Here is a 20,706-nt window from a genome sequence, read left to right as displayed (position 1 = left end):
AGCACAATGCGAGAGAAATAATTATACAGATTCAGGTATAGCCGTGCCGCAGGGTACGGAAACTCAGCTCCGCCCCTGATAAAATCTCACGTAGCAGCGCGATAGGACGTTAGAAACCCAGACGGTTCAACATTTTTGGATTGCGCTGCCATTCTTTAGCGGTCCGCACATGCAAATCTAAATACACGTGATGCCCCACCAAGGATTCAATTTGCGGACGAGCCTTTGTACCGATTTCTTTGAGCCGCGCACCCTTACGTCCGATGACGATGGCTTTTTGGCTGTCACGCTCCACAAACAGATTGACGTGAATCTTCCAGAATTCCCCATCCCCGGAGCGTCCGGGTTGCTTGATAATCTCCTCCACCTGCACCGCGAGAGAGTGAGGCAGTTCCTGGCTCAGGCTTTCCAACGCAGCTTCTCGAATCAGCTCGGAAATCATCGCGGTGTCGTCCTCATCGGTGACCTGGTCTCGGGGATACAGTGGCGGTGACAAGGGCAGGCGCTGCCCCAGCAAGTCAATCAGCGTTTGCACCTGGGTACCTTGGTGGGCTGAAATGGGCACGATTTCGGCGAAGTCGTGCAATTGTGAAACTGCCAATAGTTGTTCGGCAATCTGTTCTCGGGAGGCGGCGTCGGTTTTGGTGACGACAGCAATAGCGGGAAAATGCGCAGTTTTCAGTTGGGTTTCCACAATGCGCCGGTCGCCCGGACCGATAGGCTGGTCTGCAGGAACGCAAAAGACCGCGACATCGACTTCCGAAAAAGCGTCGTCCACCATGTCGTTCAGACGCTGTCCCAGCAGGGTGCGAGGTCGGTGAATGCCGGGGGTATCAACCAAAATCAGCTGAAAATCCGGGCGATGCACAATTCCGCGCGCCACTCGCCGCGTCGTCTCCGGACGGTCGGAAGTGATGGCAATCTTGCGCCCCACCATCGCGTTAATCAAAGTGGACTTGCCCACATTGGGTCGCCCAATCACCGCGGCGAAACCGGCACGGAAGTCCTCGGGCCAATCTCGGGTGAAGAGACCCGAAGCTGCTAAATCAGATGTTTCGTTGTCTCCCATGGTATCCATGGCATCCAAATCCGGGAAATTTATCTGATTCATGGTATAAATCCTCTTGCCTTTCAAACTTTGGTTTTGGTAGCTATTCTTCATCCGGCGCTGGAGGGACGAGCCGAACGGAGATAGCGGAGACCTGGCGGCGGCGCCCTTCTGCCTCGACCGCACACAGTTCCAATCCCTCAACAGTGGCACTCGCACCCACCAGTGGCACCACTCCGACGGCTTTGGTCAACAGACCGCCCACGGTATCCACGTCTTCATCATCAATCTCGGTGCCCAGCAAATCGTTGAGGTCGACCAGAGGCAGCCGCGCCGGGACAATCCAACTGCCGTCGGGCTGCAATTCGGGCTCCTTCTCTGCGTGGTCATGCTCGTCCGAGACTTCTCCAATGACTTCCTCGACCAGGTCTTCCAAAGTGACCAGACCCGCGATGAGACCATACTCATCCACCAGCACCGCCATGTGATAGCTGTTCTGCTGCATGTCGCGCAGGGTGTCATCGACCAGGTTCATCTCTGGAATGAACTTGGCTTCGCGCATAGCTTGTTCCGCGGTCATCTGTCGCGCCGCCGGATCTGAGTTGACGCGACGCAATACGTCTTTTAGGTATAGGATTCCGCGGATGTCATCCGCGTCTTCGCCAATGACCGGCACTCGTGAATAGCTGGAACGCACAAACAACGTCAAAGCCTTGTCCAGGGTCTTTTCCGATTCAATCGTAACCATGTCTACTCGCGGTACCATGACTTCGCGCACCAAAGTGCGCCCCATCTCGAAAACAGACCAAATCATCTCTCGGTCCGCATCCTCGATGGTGTCCGGCTCTCCCATTTGATCCACCATTTCGCGCAGGTCTTCGGCGACTTCATCGCGAGCTTCCTGGTCAGTCTGGCTGGAAGGACCCCGCGCGATACTCAATAGCATCCCGAAGGGTTTCCCTGCATTCCATGCCGTCACCAGGAACGGCGCCAGGTAACGCACTGTCACGTTCGGATAGCGCCGCCCCAACCGATTCCAGGGCAGAGTCATCACCACCAGCAGCAATGTCCCCACCCCGACGACCAGAATCGCCACCAGCCACCAGCTAAGAGGCAGCTGTGACCCCAGCAACGCTCCGCATCCCACCGCCGCGGTCGTCACGAAAGCACGGCAAGCCCGCAAGGATGAGAGCACTACCCGGCGATTCTCCGCCAGCAGCTCTATTTCCCTAGAGTGCTTCGCGCCTTCTTCAGCCAAATCTTCCGCCGAGGCGATGCTGAGCCGCGACACGGCACCTTCTCCCAAGCTCAGTGGCATCGCCAGCCCGAAAGACACTGCCGCGATGAGGGTGAGCACCACCCCAGCTATGTAGGAAAACTGCATGAGTGCCCCTACCGATTCGCCAGAAAGTTCAACAGCAGCTTGCGTTGCAGGGTAAACATGGTTTTTTCTTCTTCCGGCTCGGCGTGATCGAATCCCAACAGGTGCAGCAATCCGTGAACCGTCAACAGCAACATTTCTTCAATAGGAGCGTGCCCGGCGTCGCGGGCCTGTTCCGCGGCGACGTCAGGGCACAGCACAATGTCCCCCAGCACCCCGGCGGCACTGGGCACCCCCTCGCGCCCCGGTGTCAGTTCATCCATCGGAAAGCTCAACACATCGGTGGGACCGGGCAAATCCATCCACTTGACGTGCAGGTCAGTCATGGTCTTAATATCTACAAACATAATGTTGACCTCAGCGGCAGGAGACACATAGAGCTGTTCCAGGCAATACGACACCAGGTCTACGAACTCACTCATCTCCAGTTCCCACGCGGTTTCGTTATTGATTTCCACACTCATGGTTATTTCCTTCCCAAGCCCTGTGGGCTGCGCAATACGGTTTGGCTTTCGTAGGTGTCATAAGCGTTGATGATTTCCCCGACCAGCGAGTGACGCACCACGTCGGCTGCACTGAGGTAGCTAAACGCAATGTCAGGAACATCGCTGAGGATTTCGCTGACCTGTTTTAGACCGGAGGGCTGACGAGACGGCAGGTCTATCTGAGTGATGTCCCCGGTCACGACCATCTTGGAGCCGAAGCCCAGGCGGGTCAGGAACATCTTCATCTGTTCACTGGTCGTGTTTTGAGCTTCGTCAAGGATGATGAAACTGCCGTTCAAGGTGCGTCCGCGCATATACGCCAGGGCAGCGACTTCGATGGTGCCGTCGCTCATCATGCGACTAATGGTGCCCGTATCGAGCATTTCGCGCAGAGCATCATAGAGCGGGCGCAGGTAAGGATCGATTTTGTCAGTCAAGGTGCCGGGCAGGAACCCCAGGGTTTCCCCTGCCTCCACAGCCGGGCGGGTTAATATGAGTCGGGTCACTTCCCCTTCCAGCAGCGCTTTTACGGCGCGAGCCATTGCGAGGTAGGTTTTTCCTGTCCCTGCCGGTCCGATACCAAAAGTGATGGTGTGGGAGTTAATGTCGTTGACGTAGCGGGCTTGACCCTCCGTTTGCGGACGAATGACTTTTTCTCGGCTGACGAAAACCGCTCGGTACCGGGCGTCTGCAGCCCGTGCGGGCAGCTCCGAAAGTGCCGGAGCGAGCCGAGCGCGTTGATTAGTTTGCAAACCATAATCCGGTATAATTCGTTTTATATTGTTAGTCTTAGTGAACTGTGTCTGCACAGTCCGCACCGCCAGTTCCAGGTCCACGTCCGGACCTTGAATAAAAATCTCATTCCCGGCAACCCAAAAGTTAACCATGGGAAACTCGTCTTCCCATTTGTGCAGGTTGGCATCATTCACCCCGAGGACTTGAATCATCGGGATTTCCTCCGGAACTTCAACCGTGACTCGTTTCTGGACCATAGTCACCTACTCTCTGGCGGCGTTCCCCGCCAAGATCCCAGCTGGGATTGAATAACCGCCAGCGCCGCAGGTCCGGCGGAAGAACAGCGCAAAACAGTCGGTCCCAGCAGTGCTGGACGCGCCCCCGCTGCGGTGAAAGCCGTCAACTCCGGAGCGGTAATACCACCTTCTGGTCCCACAATGACCGCAATGTCCTCCGGGGTCTGACCTGCCCGTGCCAGAGGAATCAGCATTTGCGCCAGGTGCTCCGTGGCGAGCTCGTGTAGGACGAACACTGCGGTCCCGCCCTGCACCATCGCCTCGACTTCAGAAAAAATCGTGTTCGCAGCCGGTTTCACCGACTGAGTTTCTGCCCCCTGAGGTTCCGGCACAATGTCCCCGCCGCTTTCCAGGTACTCTGACACTTCTGCCAGCCTCGCCTGACGTGATTGTTTCATAGCAGAAACCGCCAGATTACGCCACTTTTCCCGACCTTTGGCACGCTTCGTGACGGTATCCCATCGGGAAACCGAGCGCGTAGCCCCCCAGGGGATGACTCGCCACGCACCCATCTCCACTGCGGATTCCAGCGCCTGTAAATCGCGTTTTTCCTTGGCTAATGCCTGAATCAGGGTGAGACGCAAGGGCGGCACGGGGTCTGCCACCGCATCCGCAAGCAGACGCAACCGCAACCTCGAATTCTGAGCCGCAACGACTTCTGCCCCAGCGCGCCAGCCCAACCCGTCGACCACATCGACGACCTCACCCAACCGCAGTCGCTTGACCGTAGCATGATGAGCCTCCGCGCCAACTATAGAAATTTCCTCCCCCTCGCGATAACCGCGCAAACCCGCAAATTCAGTGGCTGGTGATGTGCCCGCTTCCCCCGCGCTATCACCCGAAAACCAGAACGTTTGCCGGGTCATTTCCGACCCTTCCGGTGCACTCCGCCAGTGTTCCCGGAGGAGCTGTCGGCAGGAATCGGGGATTCCTCGCCACGCAACCGCGCCAGTTCGCTGAGCAGCTCACGCTGACGTTCATCCAGCCCGGTGGGGACCTCGATATTGAGGTGCACATACAAATCACCGCGACCTTGGCGGTGCAGCCTACCGACCCCCAAGCCTTTCATAATGATGACTGACTCGGGCTGAGAACCAGCCTCGACAGTGATTTTCTTGGTCCCGTCCAGGGTCTCCAGGGAAAATTCCATGCCCAGTGCTGCTGCAGTCATGGGAATTCGTAAGGAAGTGTGCAGGTCGTCGCCACGGCGCTGCAGGACTTCGTGCGGCAGCTCGTGAATTTCCACGTACAAGTCGCCTGACGCACCCCCGGCAGGTCCCGCTTCGCCTTCACCAGAGAGACGAATCCGCGTGCCGTTTTCCACCCCGGTTGGAATTTCCACCTTAATGTTGCGCGTGGCGCGCACCCGTCCTTCCCCGGAGCAATCCGCACAAGGGCGTTCGATGATGGTGCCGTGACCTTTACAGGTTCCGCACGGGGCGGTAGTCATTACCTGCCCCAGGAAAGACCGCGCCATACGTTGCACAGAACCGGTCCCGCCACAGGTAGAACAGGTTTTAGGGCGGGTTCCCGTCGCGCAGCAGCTACCTTTGCAAGTCTTACATTTCACAAAGGTATTAATCTTAATTTCCCGCTCGGTGCCAAACGTGACGTCTTTCAGCTCCACGTCAATCGTGGTCAGGATGTCTTGCCCGCGCCCCCCGCGCGGTGTAGGTCCACTGGTGGACGAAGCGGCACTAAAGAACTCATTGAGGATGTCCGCAAATCCAAATCCGGCAGCGTTGGCTCCATTGAATCCACTGAATCCGCCCCCACCGAACCCGGAACCACCCAGGTCATATTGCTGGCGTTTCTCTGGGTTGCCCAACACATCGTAGGCAGCACTGACTTCTTTGAATTCTTCCTCGTGTTCAGGACCAGCCACGTCAGGGTGCAGTTTACGCGCTAGTTTGCGGTAGGCACTCTTAATTTCGTCCTGTGTAGCGTTACGGCTCACGCCGAGGGTTTCATAGTAGTCGCTCAAAGTTTTTCTTTCCTGCTTGTCTCTGTTTTCGTCCGCTTCTCTCGGTTACTGGTCCGGATAGCTTTGGTTTACTGGTTTAAGATTCGTGACAGATACCTAGCTACTGCCCGTACCGAACTCATCGAGCTAGGATAGTCCATGCGAGTGGGTCCAATCACCCCCACGTGGGCTTGACCGGCTCCTGCTGGAGCGTAGCTGGAAGACACGATGGCGGTATCTTTCAACACCTCGTGACCAGATTCCTCACCGATAATCACGCTCACTGGCTCGGCTTCACGCATCTCGCCGAACAGTTTCAACAGCACGACCTGTTCTTCCAGGGCTTCAACCAAAGCGGTCAGGGTTTCGTTAAACGCACCTGAGCGCGACAGGTTCGCCATTCCTGCCATCACGATTCGCGTCTCTACCGCACCTTGCTCCAAGGCCGCCGCGATGTTTTGTGCCAAAATAGTAGCATTTTCTCGCAGGGCTTGATTGCCCACAGTAGCCAGCCATTCTTGCAAAGCAGCCTGTTGGGCAGGAATATCCGACTGTGCAAACACGGAGGTGAGCGGAGTGCCGATAGAACTGAGGTCTGCCTCGCTAACCTCGTGAGGAAGGTTCACCAGAATCTGATCCACCCGTCCCGTTTCGGAAATAATAATCGCCAATACTTTGCAGTCCGGTCCCGCCCCCAAACGCACCAGCTCCAAATGGCGCAGCCCGGAAGGATTGAACGCCGGAAACTCCACTACTGCCGTCTGGTGCGTCATCTGCGCCAAGAGGCGCACCGTACGCTCCATCACGTCCTCCAGTCCCACCGCGGAAGTAAAGAATTCGGTGATGGCTTTTCTCTCGGGTGCGGAAAGTGGTTTGATGGCCTCGATTTGATCCACAAAGTAGCGGTAGCCCTTGTCGGTGGGGATACGACCGGCAGAAGTGTGGGGCTGGCGAATCAGACCTTCTTCCTCCAGCTGCGCCATGTCGTTGCGGATAGTCGCGGCGGAAACTCCCAGTGAGTGCCGTTCTACCAGAGACTTCGAACCGACCGGTTCTTGGGTTTCAACGTAGTCAGAAACGATGGCTCGCAGCACTCCCAGACGCCGATCCGCCGCCTTGTCTGCCATCGTTCCTCCTGTTTCTCTCTGAGCTTGCCAGACAGTCGCCATGCTGACTCACGAGCCTTAGCACTCACAACCTCCGATTGCTAATCTTACCCCGCTTTGGCGCAAAACTCCCATCCCAGACCCCTGCCAACCGACCAAGCCCAGACTTTCCTGTGCCCGGTCCGACCTCACTAGTGCAAAGGAGAGACAGTCAACGGCCACGGCGATGTCCGCGGAGGCAGAACTCGTGCGAAAATGCCGCCGATGACGGCAGCGACAGCGAGCATAGTCAGCAAGATACCGGACACGGAGGTCGCTACGGAGGTGGCGTTAACCCCTGCTGTTAGGAACGGACCCAGCAGCGTGACCGTCATGACCGCACCAGCTTCAGAGCCGAGGACTTCACCCAGCAGCAAAGACAACACTGCCGCACCCAACAGTAGCCAGATGATAGCAGAGCCGCTGGAGACAGCTTCGGCAGGGATGACGCCCGCGGTGTTAATGAGCTGAGCCATCCACAGGGCAGAAGCGGCGGTAGATGCCACGTAAGCGACATTCAAGACCGCCTGCAAGCCGGCATCTGCCAACCACTTATATCCACTGGTAGACAGCGCCATAACCATGACTACCACCCACACGATTCCCCCCAAATCTGCCAAACCAATCGGCGTGGAGAGAGTCAAAACGATGGAAATGAGAGCCAGAAGGAAGGGAGGCAACAGGGTGAGGGCAGCGTGAGTCTTTGACGAACTGCGATGAACGGTGCCTTCCGCCGTCACTTCCGCGGTAGCTTTGGCAGTTTGTTTCCAAGATTCCCCGTCCGCGGAACGCATTTTTTTCATGGTCATTTGGCTGACCTGTGGCGCAGAGAGAATCGCGACCAGTCCCGCGAAAATCGCCAAAATTATCAGCAAAACCAGCATCAGTAACAGAAGGAAATGGTCATCGACTAACCCTGCTCCCGCTACTACCAGCAACAACGCCACGGTGGTCAGAGGCAGACCGTGAATCGAAACGGACCAGGCCTCCCGTCGCTGCCAGGTGACCTGGCGTCCCAGCAGAGTGTGCAGAGCGGACAAATACCGCTCCATCAGCCCGGATTCCACCATGATTCCGCCGATGACCATCCACAGGATGACCCCGGAAAAAGAATACAGATTAAACGCTCCCACCAGGGACCGCAGTCCCACTCCCGTTACTTGGTTACCGGTCATGAGCGCCAGATTTCCGAGCAATGCCGGCACCCCCAGGGCAAACATGATCGGTACTCGGATAGCCAGGAGCAGCACCGCTATCAGGACAGCTAAAACGACGATTACGGTTGCTGTCATTTCGCGCCGCCTTTCGCAGAGCCCGATTTGCGCGGGACGTTTCGACCCGTCGCCTGCACTCGAATGACTTTCGCTGTGTTGCTGGGCGTTTTGCCTCGCTTTGCGGGTTGAGACTTCTCGGTCTTTCCCCGGCGAGTCGCAGAAGGTCGGGGGGACGGTTTTTTGGTGGCGGGCGCCGGTGAGGGCGTGGGGTTCTCTGCATTAAGTACCCGATATGCCCCGATAAACGAACGCAGCGTGGTGTACAGCATCCCTATTCCGCCGATAAACACCGGTATGACCAGCACCGACATCGAGACACCGAGAGACTTTATTTCTTCGCTACTGACGCTGATGGTGGTGACAAACCCTACCACCGTAGCTAACAGAGCAAATAGCACTCCCATCGCCTCCCCAATCAGATTTTGCAGGGAGGTGCGTTCTTTTGGATCCCCCAGACGCGGTAAGCCCCACACCGTAAGCGCGACGAACAAACTCAGATAGGTGACCCATACCGCCAGGACTCCGCCCCACACTTCGACGGCAAAAAGCGAGATTTTGACAGGATCCGCAGCGGAACCTAACCAGGCTTGCGGCGACGGAAGCTGAAAACCGCCCCACCCGAGGACGGCGATACGGCTCGCTCCATGAAAAATGGAGATTACTGCCAGCACCGCGGACAGTAACATCACGACGAGTCCCGTGAGACGCAGCCACAGCGAACCCGGCACAGCGGAATCTTTCGCGGCTGCGCTCGAGACTGGTACAGTTGGCTGATTTTCACTCACCTTTCGAGTCTATCCGGAAAGCGGATGCCATTACTAGTATTTGAACCCAGTACTGGATTGTGGCGTAAACCAAGGAGGCGACAGCCTGAACGCTGCCGCGTCCGGTGGTGATTGAATTGTGCCAGTTTTATTTCTTTTCAGGGACAGGGTTCGCCTTACCGCTTAATGCTTTAGCCAGGGCATCCAAATCGGAAACTCCCAGCTGACTCATTACGGTCTTGAGAGAATCAGTGTCCTTAATCATGCCCCTGACGCGGTTCAAAGCATCTTGCTTCGCCTTTTCTTCCGCAGCCTTGGTTTGCGCTTCCAGGGCGGCTGATTCTGCCAGGGAGCCTTCCACGACCTTGGAGGCATCGTTGTTCAGTTTGGCACCATTCACCAGTTCAGCGACCTTCGGGCTAACCGCGGACGGACCGCCCACCACGATGGTCTTTTCCGAACCGTGACGGCGCAATGCCTGGTAGGACGGCTCCGGTAGTTCCTTGGCACGAGTCAAAATCAATGCCGCATTTTGATCAGCTGCCAATGCTCCGCCAGAAAGGGCATCGGGGAATGTCTCGCCGCTGACCAGTACCGCAGCCGTGCTACCAGGCTGCGACGCTGCCAGATTTGCCGCGGTTTCATAGCGGTCCCTGCCCATGATCGGTTTGATATTCACCGACATAGTCGTGGGCCAAGGGGTATTTTGTACCGCGCGCACTGCCGGTCCGCCGACCGCAGTAATCTGCAGCGGGCGGGTCTGACCCAACTCTGAGATATAGCTGTAGGTGGCAGGATCCAAGGTGTTGCCTTTGCTCAGCAGCATCAGCGAACCAGTGCGACCAGCTGCTGCCCCGGCGACTAATGCGTCCGGGAAGCCGACGCCATCGGCGATAAACAGGTTCAGCGGCTTGTGCGGGGCAGCCCCGATGAGAGGTTCCGTAGCACGGTTGACCGCCACGGCGGTGTTGAAACGGTCCGGTCCGGCAATACGGTGGATGTTTACCCCGGCATCGCGCAGTTCGAACTCGTCGTAAGGCGTCATCGGCACCTGACCGCCCACCAAGTAAAGGTTCTTCTTGCCCGAAGCCTTAATTTGGTCCATAACTGCGGGCTCCAAGCCGGTCTTCCAAGTGGTCAACAGAATCGGCGCGTGCAACCCGGCAGCAAACGGCGTGGCAGACAAACCGTCAGCAGCCACATTCCCATCAACCAGGACGATGGAATCCCCAGGGAATTTACCGAGTTTCCACGCCGCTATCGCACTCAGCACCCGGTTGCTACCCTCAGCTCGCAGGGTATTCTTGGACAGGGCTTTGGCCAGGCGCTTTTCGTCCGCCTTAGCTTTCTTGTCCCGCTCCGTCTGAGCCTTCTTAGCTTCGTCCGCAGCCTTCTTCGCCGCAGCCTCAGCAGCCTTCTTCTTGGCTTCCTCTTCCTTCTTCTTCTGAGCCTCGTACTTCTCCTTTTCCTTGGGGGACATGCCCGCAGTCGGGTCGTTCGGGTCGGGTTTGACAACTTTATCGTTGACTAACTTTCCGTAGGAGTTGAGGTTTTTCATGTCCTCGGAGGACTTGATAATTTTATTCAGAATATCCGTCAGGTTAAAGAAGGCCTTATTGGTCTTGTCAAGCAGACGGTCCATATCCTGAGCCGTTAAGTTTGGATCAGCCAGTTCATCACGAACTTCGCGCAAATTTTTCTGGTCGCTCTCTGCACCGTTATAGGCCAGGTTTGCGTTGTTATAATCCTTGATTGCCTTCTCATAGCCTTGGTCATGCATCATCTTTTTGAAGCTTTCCGGCATAGCTTCATACATCTTTACCAAGTCGGAATGATATCCCTGCATCTGACCGTATTCATTGGAAATACGCTTCATCAAATCCGCCTGTTTCGCCAAGATGCCCTTGATTTCCTGACGCATATCCTCACGGTCAGCATCATTAAGGGTCCCACCCTTCTTAAGCAGTTCCGTCATCCGATTCATATTCCAAATCTGATAACGTGCCTCCAACATAATTGGCACAGTTTCGTTGAGCGCCTTGTAGTAGGAATCGAGTTTGCGCGGTACTACTGATTCGGCGGCACCTTTGGTCAGGTAGGTGTTATAGGGGTTATTATCAAGAATAGTCTGATTAACTGGAACAGGCTTCTTTGGATACCCAGCATCACAGACAGTCTTTGACGTTACTGAATCAACATGGCAGTGAGCCGCATTGTCCGCTTTGAGAGCCACATTGTCTGCTTGCTTTTTCAGCTCCTTGAGGTAGTTGGTCATTGCTTGGGCGTATTTAGTCCGAAAGGCATCGTCTTCCTTCAGCCAATTATTCTGAGCAGTTTCCACCTTGTCACGCACTTCGTTAAGACCTGATTTAACGGCTCCCACCGCATCACTCACAACCGGATCGAGATGCTTGACTATTTGTTCCTTTATCTCAAGTTGTACCTTGTAGGCCTTAATCTTGCTATCTAGGTCTTCCTTGGCTTTTTTCTCCTCCTCAGCAGCAACTTTCCACGCGTCACGGTTCGCGGCATCCGCGGGATCCGCAGTATAAATCGCCTCAGCTTTCGCAGTAGTTGTCTTAGCCTTGTCGTAGGTAGTTTGGGCTTCGTTCTTGGCATTTTCAGCTTCGTCTATTTTACTCTGGACTGCAGCACGCTCTGTGTCATAAACCTTTTGGTCAGCTAAGGCGCGCTGGTACATAATCGACATGTCCAGAGGATTAGCACCATCAGCAGAGGTGCACATTGCCAACAATTCAGCCGGTTCTTTGGCGATATCCTTGATGTATTTAGGGTCTAGATACCCCGGAATTTCATAATTTGGAGCCAAAGTCGTAGGGGATTTGTAAAGCGATTGATTAATTTCGCCCGCGACGGTCGGATACGCACCAGCAAGCTTAGTGATGTACTCGTTGTGAGAAATGACCGAGTTCTTCGTATCAGACTGGTTCGTTTCAGCGTAGTGCTTAAAATCGTCTATCGGACCAGCTGGCGGCGGAGTCACTTGAGAACAGAGTGCATCCCGCAAATCTGTGTACTGCTTGACTAAATCTGCCTCACTGGACGCTTTAGCTTTCTTTTCCAGAACACGCTGCACGTGTTTACGATAAATCCAGTCCGAGACATTAGCTTCACCAGTGTCCATGAATACTGGAGCACCCTCCGTGGAATACCCCACCAAAAGACCTTGCAGCTTACCGTCTGCAGTGATGACCGGAGTACCCAGTTCTTTCACAGGGTCCTTGGATACGCGAGTCCCGTCAATCTTGAAGGCCGGGACAATATCATTCTTATCGCTAGCGCTGGGAATGTCGAGCCGAGGAATTGCCCCGGAGGTTTCCTGGAAATGTTCCCAGGTCATCGGGGACACCTCGTACTTGCCCGTGGCTCGGAAAGCAATCTGTTTGTCCTTCGTATTTATAGTGATGGCAGAAGCACCGGGAGCGGGTACGAAATCTGTGGTTTCCCAGCCCACCATGTTCACTCTGGTTCCGTCTTGCACGACTCCCGTAGCCTTTGTAACTGGCGAGATTCCCTGTACGTCCCGGTCAAGTTGCACAATGGAAAGCCCGTAAGTGGTTTGCGTCGGAGTCTCCACCCGGACAGAGAAATAAACCCGCTTATCCGCATCAGTCGTGCTTGTGGCATCTTTGCCGAATGTCACCCGGGCAGTTTTTGTAGCCAAATCTTCCATTTTGGTCTTAGCGCGGTTGAAGATATCTCCATACGGATCGTTAGAAAAGGAGAAACAGTCAGAGGAAGTCAACACCTCATTTTTGGATACCAACACACCGGTACAGGTCTTGTACTTTAAATCTTTCCCCCCTAGGGGCACTGCGATCTGAGCCACCGCTGCGCCATTTTTCCCCAAGTCACTGGTCTGCCAGTCTGGTCCACGCAGAGCGTTCGCCGGGGCGACGCCCGCAAAAGCTAAACCGACCGCAAATAGACCCACGATGCCCGCGCGGCGCATTTTCTTCACAACGACGTGACCGTATGTTTCCACTTTTTCCTCCTCGAATACCATCCATGGATTCGCTCGCTGCACCCTCCGGATGATGACAGCATAGTATTCCGAATACTCAGGCGTTTAGTTCGGCTAGCTACCTTTAATTGTGAGACTTTTAGCATCATTTCAGCGAAACCTCGCACACATCCCAGCGATTTTCCATAATTGCAGGTCAGCACCTCAAAGCGCAGGTCATACGACTGCCAATGCGCAAATCTTTTCCTCGCTTTACTAAATCTTGACCACCATGTCCGAACAAATCCTGTCCGTTGCCCCACGCCCCACCAGGCGGGGCTTCGTTTCGCAGGACCACAAGAGGGACGACCACAACCCCATCCGCCCGAATGTACGCGACATTTCCAGTCCCACTAGACAGCGTTAATCCTGGTAGTGTCCTCGGCACTGCAGAATCTCTAAAGTATCTCCTCTAAGACGATAGACCAGCCGGTTTTTCTCATCTATACGCCGACTAAAACACCCTGACAGCTCTCCTTTGAGCGGCTCGGATTTTCCCAATCCAGAAAGTGGATCCCGCTGGGTATCCTTCACCAACTTATTAATTCGGCGTAATGTCTTGCTGTCTTGGGTTTGCCAATACAGGTAATCCCCCCAAGCCCCTTCAAACCAAACGAGACGCACCTCATGCCTCAATCAGGTTGCGTTCCACGCCTTCACCGGCATCCAGCGCAGACTTTGCATCGCGCAGATTGCGCAGGTTCGACTCACTATAAAACGGGTCGGGACGTGAGACCTCAAACGGGATGCGGTTTTCCCCGGTCGCTTTCTTTGCGAAAATCGTAAATGCGGTAGTCATGTTCATTCCCAAATCGCGGCAAAGTTCTTCCATCGCCGCTTTCAACTCCGCGTCCATCCGAATCGTCACATTTGCTGTAGCCATTGCACTCACTTCGCACACTATTATACAACTAACGCACCACTAATTCACTCATGAATCTGTGCCAAGTCTCACCACCACGCGGGGCTTAGTTTCGCAGGGTCCGCAAACGGAACGACCACCACCCCACCCGCTCGAGAGTGCACAGCATTACCATCCAAAGGTTTTCGCCAGTTTCATCCAAAAGTTTCGCCGGATGCTGTGAGGTCAATCGGGCGGCTGCACCCAGTCGGGCACTATATAGCGACGTCAACAGGATTTGGCGCCCTTTTACGCCCGACACTTAACCCGAACTTCCCACTTAACATAACACTTGGGGAAGTTAAGTGGGAAGTAAGTGGGAAGTTTCACAGCGCGCTTTTGCCCCATGCGCTCCGCTCAACGAACCGAGAGAGTCCGATAACGCTGTTTAGGGCTACGAGCCGGTTCCATCGATTCCACCAAACCTTCCTCAATCAGCTGGTTGACTGCCCGCTGTACAGCGGTGCGACTTAACTCCGTAGCCTGAACAATCTCGGTGGTACTGCCAGTCGTGCGCGAATTCAAAATAGCGAGCACATGGTCTTTTGCGCTCGCATAGGTCTCGGTCTTGGCGACATGACGCCGCTCAAAAATAATAGTGAAGCTGGTCAAACTCTCGCGAACTTTTGCTGGAGGCATCAGCGCATCAGCTAGGGACTGCTCTATGACAGCGAAACCAGTGCCACGGTTCTCGGCTACCAATCCCCCATCGGGAGTTCTCACATTTTCCAAAAAAGTCGCTAACCACTGATTTCGAGTCGAACTAAGTCCGTCTTTACCCAAAGAATCCACCGTGACACCCCCGAACAGACCACCCGGACTTGTGATTTCCAACCTGTCTACAAACATATTGACCTGAACCTGCGTCCCCCTCGCGGTCGGAGAGTAGTCCCGGTGCAACAAAGCGTTGACAATAGCTTCGCGCACCGCAACCAGGGGATAATCGGGCAGTTCCTTACGAAAAACGTCATTTATGAGCGCACCCGTGCGCATATTGGCACGCACTTTCCCGATAACCGCCTCCACTAATTCCGGAATAGAGCCCGTGAGATTAGCGCTTTCCAGTAAGCGTAAACCCTTGGTGACATCGCCTTTGGAAGTGCCCGGATACAGTCCAAAAGTCACATTGAGACGCGGGAAAAATTCCTGCGGATACTCCCCCATAGCCAGCAGCGCAGCCAACGACGGGTGACCGTCCTTGGCAACGTGCAGACGCGCATAGGCAGTTTCCGCACCTTGTGCAAAAGTCTTGGGACGCAAAGACTTTTGTCCCGTCAAGAAATCCCGTAACGCCACCGAGTCGAGGTCCTCGATGCCCGCAAGCTCCACATATTCGGTGTCCCACAGCGGTTGATGCTGTTCCTCTAACAGTCGGTCAACTTCATAGTTACGCATCATTTGGTCGGCATCACCGACCCGCAAATAACTGCCCCGATACACGCCTTTCTCAGTCACGTATGCGGGACGTTCACTAGCCAGCACCGGCTCGATGGTGGCGACCAACAACTGGATATTTTCAAAAGGGACGATGTCGACCTGCGGGCGCAGGCACGGGGTAATCTGCGAGCATCGATCGATTAGCGCGTTGCGGGCAGCCAGAGCATCGAATTTGTCTACGGGGGTAAAACCGTCCGCTTCGGAAAGTCCGAAAATCAGCAGCCCTCCACTCGCATTGGCGAAGGCGCTGAGGGTCTCTAAAACCGACTTGCCCACCCCGGTCTTGACTTCGACATTTTGTTGATCTGCTCCGACTAAACGCAACTGCGTGATGATTCTGGCGAGTTCTTCCGCGTCCATTTTTGCCCCTTTACGCCCGACACTTAACCCGAACTTCCCACTTAACATAACACTTGGGGAAGTTAAGTGGGAAATAAGTGGGAAGTTCGACCGCAACAGTCGCGACGGTCACGGCTTGAACCTCTCTATGACACCCCTGCCAAACGTTGAATGACCGTGTCAGCCAGCAGCCGTCCGTGCCGGGTCAGCACCGCCCGGCCCGTGTTGCTGGTCAGAGAGTCAGTTGCCGAACCGTCCTGATGCAAAAGCCCGTCCTGGTGCGAAAGTCCGTCCCCCTGCGAACACAGTCCGACCGATAGCGAACCGTCCTTTTGCGCCAACTCACGGTCCCCCGACGTGGCATCTTCGGGCAGCAATGCGCCGTCCAGCAAGCCCTCCTGAGCTAACTCGTGCGCCTCAGAAAGTAACGCTGCCTGGTCAACCCCGAATTCGCCGGCATATTCACCCAAATCCAGACCCTGCCGCAGACGCAAATTCAGCAGGAGTCTCTCCAGACGGGCGCTGTCCCCCGTGACGATTTCCCGACCGTCAACAGGTCGGTACCCCGCCTGCAGGGACTGCATCCACTTTGCGGGGTGGCGCAAGTTCCAAAAGCGCGTACTACCCAGGTGTGAGTGGGCGCCGGGACCGAAACCATACCAATCTTGGTCACGCCAATATGCCAGGTTGTGACGGCATTCGTGGCCCGGGCGCGCCCAGTTGGAAATCTCGTACCATTGCAAGCCTGCCGCGCTGAGCGTCTCATCAGCCAGCTCGTATTTATCCGCCTGGTCGTCGGGGTCCACCGGAGGGATGTCACCCTGCGCGAGGGCACGCCCCAGCGCGGTCCCCGGCTCGATGACCAGTGCGTAGCAGGACACGTGGTCCACCCCAAGCTCCAGCGCCGCATCCAGCGAGGGCCGCCAATCCGCCAAGCTCTCTCCCGGCGTGCCATAAATGAGGTCCACGCTGACCTCGAGTCCCTGCGCGCGCGCTGCCCGCACGCCTGCCACCAGGTGCTTTTGCTGATGCGTCCGATTCAAAGTCGCCAAGACCGCAGGGACCGCCGACTGCATCCCAAAGGACACCCGCGTAAAACCGCCTGCCGCCAGGGCTTCTAAATACTGCGGCGTCACCGTGTCGGGGTTTGCCTCGGTCGTTATCTCCGCGCCCGGCACCAGCCCGAAAGTTTCGCTCAGACCGCGCAAGACTCGTACCAAATCAGTTGCCGGCAAGACTGTCGGGGTTCCCCCGCCGAAAAACACACTGGTCAGGGCGCGACCGTCCTGGCGACCGCCGCCCTTGTGACTGCCGTCCTGGCGACCAGCGCTGGCACCAGCGCCACCAGCACCGCCCTCGTGACCGCCACCCTTGTGCCCCCCGTCCGGGCACACCGCGACCGACACGGAACAATCCGGTGCGTACAAACCGATTTCACGGAGCAACGCCGCCGCGTAGCCCCCCACTCCGGGACCCAACGACAGATTCGAGTAAGTATTGAAATCGCAGTAGCCGCAACGCCGCAAGCAATAGGGCACATGCACGTAAGCGGAGAGCGTGCGCGGCGAACCCATCAGGCTTCGTCCGCCCCATACCACGGCTCACGCGGGACGAACCCGGACTCGACGGGCTTCTCCGTCTCGCTAACCCGTCCCAAACGTGCCGTCACTTGGAACGAAGCTGTCTGTTCACGTTCTGCCGCCGAACCGCGCGCCAGGCGCACCACGCACAAATCGTGCACACCGCGACCTTCACGAGCCGCCCGGCGTTCAAACGCCGTCACCACCCGACCGTCGAAACGTGGCGCAAACCCGCCGCGCTGACCTTGTGGATCGCTGACATCGGGACGCTGTCCACCATGCGGATTGGACAACCCGAGGGTGGACTCAACCACGTCACGCTGCTGCCAGGCGTAATCGTCCCAGTCAGTCGCCAGACGCCACCGTCCCCCATCCTCCAGCAGGTCAGCCACGATTGCCGCAAACTCCGGCGCCACCAGACGCCGCTTGTGATGGCGAGTCTTTGGCCACGGGTCGGCGAAAAATGTCCACATTTCGTGTACCGTCGCCTCACCGAGCAAAATAGGCAAGGCTTGCAGGGCGTCGACATCCACAACTTTCAGATTGGGCAAGCCGTCATAGTTACGCACCGCCGAGGACACGATTTTTGCCACTCCCGGCAGCCACACTTCAAATCCCAAGTAATTGTTTTCCGGGTGCAGCGCGGCTGAGTGGGTGATTTGTTCGCCGTTACCGCAGCCGACCTCGACAATGAGAGGAGCCTCGCGACCAAATACGACGCGAGGATCCAAGCGTTCCCCTTCGGCTACCATCGTCGGTCCTGCCCCACGTTTCACATCCAGCAGGTAGGCGTCTTTGTACTTTTCAAAGGTCTTTTCCAGAGTCTGCCCCATGCGGTCCCCGCGCCGAGCAAAAGTTCTGACCCGCGGGAAAGGACGTTGACGGTCAGGCATTTCATCGTCACTGCCGGACGGGACGTCGGCTCGAATCGTTTTGCCCATTATTTTTGCGTCTCCTCGTTGGATAGCGCGGCGATGAAGGCTTCTTGGGGAACCTCGACTCGCCCGATGGCTTTCATACGTTTCTTGCCGGCCTTTTGTTTTTCCAGCAGTTTGCGTTTCCGGCTGATGTCACCGCCATAGCACTTGGCAAGCATATCTTTACGCAGCGCCCGAATGTTTTCCCGAGCGATAATGCGGGTGCCGATAGCTGCCTGAATAGGCACCTCGAATTGTTGGCGCGGAATGAGTTTACGCAGTTTCGTCGCCATCGCCGTCCCATAACTGTAGGCATTGTCCTTGTGAACAATGGCAGAAAATGCGTCGACCTGTTCCCCGTTCAGCAAAATATCCACCCGCACCAGGTCGGCAGGAGCCATCCCATCCAGGTGGTAGTCCAGCGAGGCGTAGCCTTTGGTACGGGACTTTAGCTGATCAAAGAAGTCGTAAACAATCTCGCCCAACGGTAGGGTGTAGTGCAGTTCCACCCGGTCCGAACTCAAGTACTCCATGTTCTTCATAGTGCCGCGTCGATCTTGGCACAGTTCCATGACCGGACCGACAAAGTCCGAGGGGGTCAGAATCGTCGCGGTTACTACTGGCTCGAGGACTTCCTTGACTTTACCTTCGGGGAACTCAGAAGGGTTCATGACGTGAGTTTTACTGCCGTCCTCCGACACCACCACGTATTCCACATTCGGGGCGGTAGAAATCAGCACCAGGTCAAACTCGCGCTCCAGACGCTCGCGGATAATTTCGAGATGCAGCAAGCCCAAGAAACCGCAACGGAAACCTGACCCCAGGGCGGCTGATGATTCCGGTTCGAAAGTCAACGACGCATCGTTCAGCTTCAGCTTGTCCAGTGCGTCACGCAACACCGGGAAATCGGTCCCGTCAATCGGATACAGTCCCGAAAACACCATCGGCATCGGGTCGCGGTAGCCCGGCAAGGGCTCGTCGGCGCCCTTTTCCGCAGCAGTAACGGTATCGCCCACGCGAGATTGGCGCACGTCCTTTACCCCGGTAATGAGGTAACCGACTTCACCTGCCCCGATTCCTTTCGTAGGAATCGGTTCCGGGCTGATGACCCCGAGTTCCAGCAGCTCGTGGGTGGTGCCGGTGGACATCATGTTGATTTTTTGACGGGCTGTGAGCGAGCCGTCCATAACACGCACATAGGTCACGACCCCGCGATACGTGTCATAGACCGAATCAAAAATGAGCGCGCGGGTCGGGGCGTCGGGCTGTCCAGCGGGCGGCGGGACCTGGGAGACGATTTCGTCCAGCAGCGCCTGCACGCCTTCTCCGGTCTTGCCCGAGACTCGCAAGCAGTCCTCGGGCTGGCACCCGATGAGGTTCGCCAGTTCTTCGGCGTGCTTTTCCGGCATCGCGCCAGGCAGGTCGATTTTGTTGAGCACCGGGATAATGGTCAAGTCCCCCTCCAAGGCTAGGTAGAGGTTCGCCAGGGTTTGCGCCTCGATGCCTTGGGAGGCGTCCACCAGCAGCACCGCTCCTTCACAAGCCGCCAGGGAACGCGAGACTTCATAGGTAAAGTCCACGTGACCAGGGGTGTCAATCATATTTAGGGCATAGGCTTTGTCGCCCACCTGCCAGGGCATCCGCACGGCTTGGGATTTAATGGTGATACCGCGTTCGCGTTCAATGTCCATCCGATCCAAGTATTGGGCACGCATCTCGCGTTCCGAGACGACCCCAGTCAGTTGCAACATCCGATCCGCCAACGTCGACTTCCCGTGGTCGATGTGGGCAATAATCGAAAAGTTACGAATCAGGGACGGGTCGGTGGCGGCGGGCGCAATCGACTGTAACAGGGCATCACCAGGAATGGGCATGGATTTCCTTATCTTTCTCGCTAGACATTCCATTTTGTCATTTTTCCCCCGTTTGCCCAATCTATTTCCGGGGGACAATCATCACCGCTGCTAATTCCGCGCCGAGCGAGCCTAGATGCCGGACCAGAGGGCCGCGCCCTCCCCTCCTGCTAATTTGCGAATGTGGCATAAATTGACGTAGGATATTACCTTGTGTGTCGCCAAAACCGGCGAAAATCAATACTTTTGAGGGAAGAAAATTGGCAAATATTAAGTCTCAGATAAAGCGGATTCGCACCAACGAAAAGGCGCGCCTGCGTAACCTGTCCGTGCGCTCCGAGCTAAAGACCCTGGTGCGCAAGACCCGCGAGGCTATTGAAGCTGGGGATAAAGCCGCAGCCGAAGCCAACTTGAAGGTGGCTACCCGTCACCTCGACGTGGCAGCTTCCAAGGGTGTCATCCACAAGAACCAGGCGGCTCAGCGTAAATCTAAGCTCGCCACCCGCGTTGCCGCCATGCAGTAACCGGTTTCTCTAAGCTATTTGAAAACGTCCACCTCGGTGG

Annotated in this window: 18 protein-coding genes; 1 reads left to right on the top strand and 17 read right to left on the bottom strand. The window is 56.2% G+C overall.

From position 1 onward, the window contains the following. Positions 1 to 109 precede the first annotated feature (109 nt). From era to lepA, 17 genes are all read right to left on the bottom strand, one after another. Positions 110 to 1,111 (bottom strand): GTPase Era, encoded by a 1,002-nt coding sequence (era, locus tag HMPREF0573_RS05775; RefSeq protein ID WP_236589668.1) that lies wholly within the window; start codon positions 1,109 to 1,111, stop codon positions 110 to 112. A 40-nt stretch (positions 1,112 to 1,151) separates the two neighbouring features. After that, on the bottom strand, positions 1,152 to 2,432 hold the full coding sequence (locus tag HMPREF0573_RS05770) for a hemolysin family protein (protein WP_013189186.1): 1,281 nt from the start codon (positions 2,430 to 2,432) through the stop codon (positions 1,152 to 1,154). Between the two features lie 8 nt (positions 2,433 to 2,440). Beyond that, the gene (ybeY, locus tag HMPREF0573_RS05765; RefSeq protein ID WP_004007262.1) at positions 2,441 to 2,893 is read right to left on the bottom strand and encodes an rRNA maturation RNase YbeY; all 453 of its coding nucleotides are present in this window, start codon (positions 2,891 to 2,893) and stop codon (positions 2,441 to 2,443) included. A 2-nt stretch (positions 2,894 to 2,895) separates the two neighbouring features. Further along, positions 2,896 to 3,906 (bottom strand): PhoH family protein, encoded by a 1,011-nt coding sequence (locus HMPREF0573_RS05760; RefSeq protein ID WP_013189185.1) that lies wholly within the window; start codon positions 3,904 to 3,906, stop codon positions 2,896 to 2,898. A 2-nt stretch (positions 3,907 to 3,908) separates the two neighbouring features. Then, on the bottom strand, positions 3,909 to 4,811 hold the full coding sequence (locus HMPREF0573_RS05755) for an RsmE family RNA methyltransferase (protein WP_004007264.1): 903 nt from the start codon (positions 4,809 to 4,811) through the stop codon (positions 3,909 to 3,911). Beyond that, positions 4,808 to 5,929, bottom strand: coding sequence for a molecular chaperone DnaJ (gene dnaJ, locus HMPREF0573_RS05750; protein WP_004007265.1), 1,122 nt, complete (start codon positions 5,927 to 5,929; stop codon positions 4,808 to 4,810). The genes HMPREF0573_RS05755 and dnaJ overlap by 4 nt, the downstream gene beginning before the upstream one ends. Positions 5,930 to 5,997: 68 nt before the next feature. Further along, positions 5,998 to 7,077: a heat-inducible transcriptional repressor HrcA gene (gene hrcA / locus HMPREF0573_RS05745; RefSeq protein ID WP_004007266.1), complete on the bottom strand. Its 1,080-nt coding sequence runs from the start codon at positions 7,075 to 7,077 to the stop codon at positions 5,998 to 6,000. Positions 7,078 to 7,205: 128 nt separating this feature from the next. Next, complete coding sequence (locus tag HMPREF0573_RS05740; protein WP_013189184.1) at positions 7,206 to 8,345, bottom strand: hypothetical protein; 1,140 nt, start codon at positions 8,343 to 8,345, stop codon at positions 7,206 to 7,208. Then, a complete protein-coding gene (locus HMPREF0573_RS05735) occupies positions 8,342 to 9,112 on the bottom strand; it encodes a hypothetical protein (RefSeq protein WP_236589671.1) in 771 nt (256 codons plus the stop codon). Before HMPREF0573_RS05735 ends, HMPREF0573_RS05740 begins: the two co-directional genes overlap by 4 nt. A gap of 127 nt (positions 9,113 to 9,239) precedes the next feature. Beyond that, a complete protein-coding gene (locus tag HMPREF0573_RS05730) occupies positions 9,240 to 13,097 on the bottom strand; it encodes a cell wall-binding repeat-containing protein (protein ID WP_236589673.1) in 3,858 nt (1,285 codons plus the stop codon). A gap of 234 nt (positions 13,098 to 13,331) precedes the next feature. Continuing rightward, positions 13,332 to 13,457, bottom strand: a complete 126-nt coding sequence (locus HMPREF0573_RS10030) for a hypothetical protein (RefSeq protein WP_269089671.1) — start codon at positions 13,455 to 13,457, stop codon at positions 13,332 to 13,334. A gap of 21 nt (positions 13,458 to 13,478) precedes the next feature. After that, on the bottom strand, positions 13,479 to 13,739 hold the full coding sequence (locus HMPREF0573_RS09555; protein WP_013189181.1) for a Txe/YoeB family addiction module toxin: 261 nt from the start codon (positions 13,737 to 13,739) through the stop codon (positions 13,479 to 13,481). A gap of 1 nt (position 13,740) precedes the next feature. Then, positions 13,741 to 13,998 carry a type II toxin-antitoxin system RelB/DinJ family antitoxin gene (locus tag HMPREF0573_RS05725; protein WP_013189180.1) on the bottom strand — a complete coding sequence of 86 codons (258 nt, stop codon included), beginning with the start codon at positions 13,996 to 13,998 and terminating at the stop codon, positions 13,741 to 13,743. A gap of 375 nt (positions 13,999 to 14,373) precedes the next feature. Beyond that, positions 14,374 to 15,813: an ATP-binding protein gene (locus HMPREF0573_RS05720; RefSeq protein WP_041797989.1), complete on the bottom strand. Its 1,440-nt coding sequence runs from the start codon at positions 15,811 to 15,813 to the stop codon at positions 14,374 to 14,376. A 125-nt stretch (positions 15,814 to 15,938) separates the two neighbouring features. Beyond that, positions 15,939 to 17,366, bottom strand: a complete 1,428-nt coding sequence (gene hemW / locus HMPREF0573_RS05715; RefSeq protein WP_041797988.1) for a radical SAM family heme chaperone HemW — start codon at positions 17,364 to 17,366, stop codon at positions 15,939 to 15,941. Beyond that, entirely contained in the window at positions 17,366 to 18,313 is a 948-nt protein-coding gene (trmB, locus tag HMPREF0573_RS05710; protein WP_013189176.1) for a tRNA (guanosine(46)-N7)-methyltransferase TrmB, read from the bottom strand. Before trmB ends, hemW begins: the two co-directional genes overlap by 1 nt. Further along, on the bottom strand, positions 18,313 to 20,163 hold the full coding sequence (gene lepA, locus HMPREF0573_RS05705) for a translation elongation factor 4 (protein ID WP_036324867.1): 1,851 nt from the start codon (positions 20,161 to 20,163) through the stop codon (positions 18,313 to 18,315). Before lepA ends, trmB begins: the two co-directional genes overlap by 1 nt. Before the next feature lie 239 nt (positions 20,164 to 20,402). Between lepA and rpsT the strand changes: the two genes are divergently transcribed. After that, positions 20,403 to 20,666: a 30S ribosomal protein S20 gene (rpsT, locus tag HMPREF0573_RS05700; protein ID WP_036325044.1), complete on the top strand. Its 264-nt coding sequence runs from the start codon at positions 20,403 to 20,405 to the stop codon at positions 20,664 to 20,666. Positions 20,667 to 20,706 lie beyond the last annotated feature (40 nt).

The organism is Mobiluncus curtisii ATCC 43063 (assembly GCF_000196535.1).
Lineage (GTDB): Bacteria > Actinomycetota > Actinomycetes > Actinomycetales > Actinomycetaceae > Mobiluncus > Mobiluncus curtisii.
This window is presented reverse-complemented; position numbering and strand designations above follow the sequence as displayed.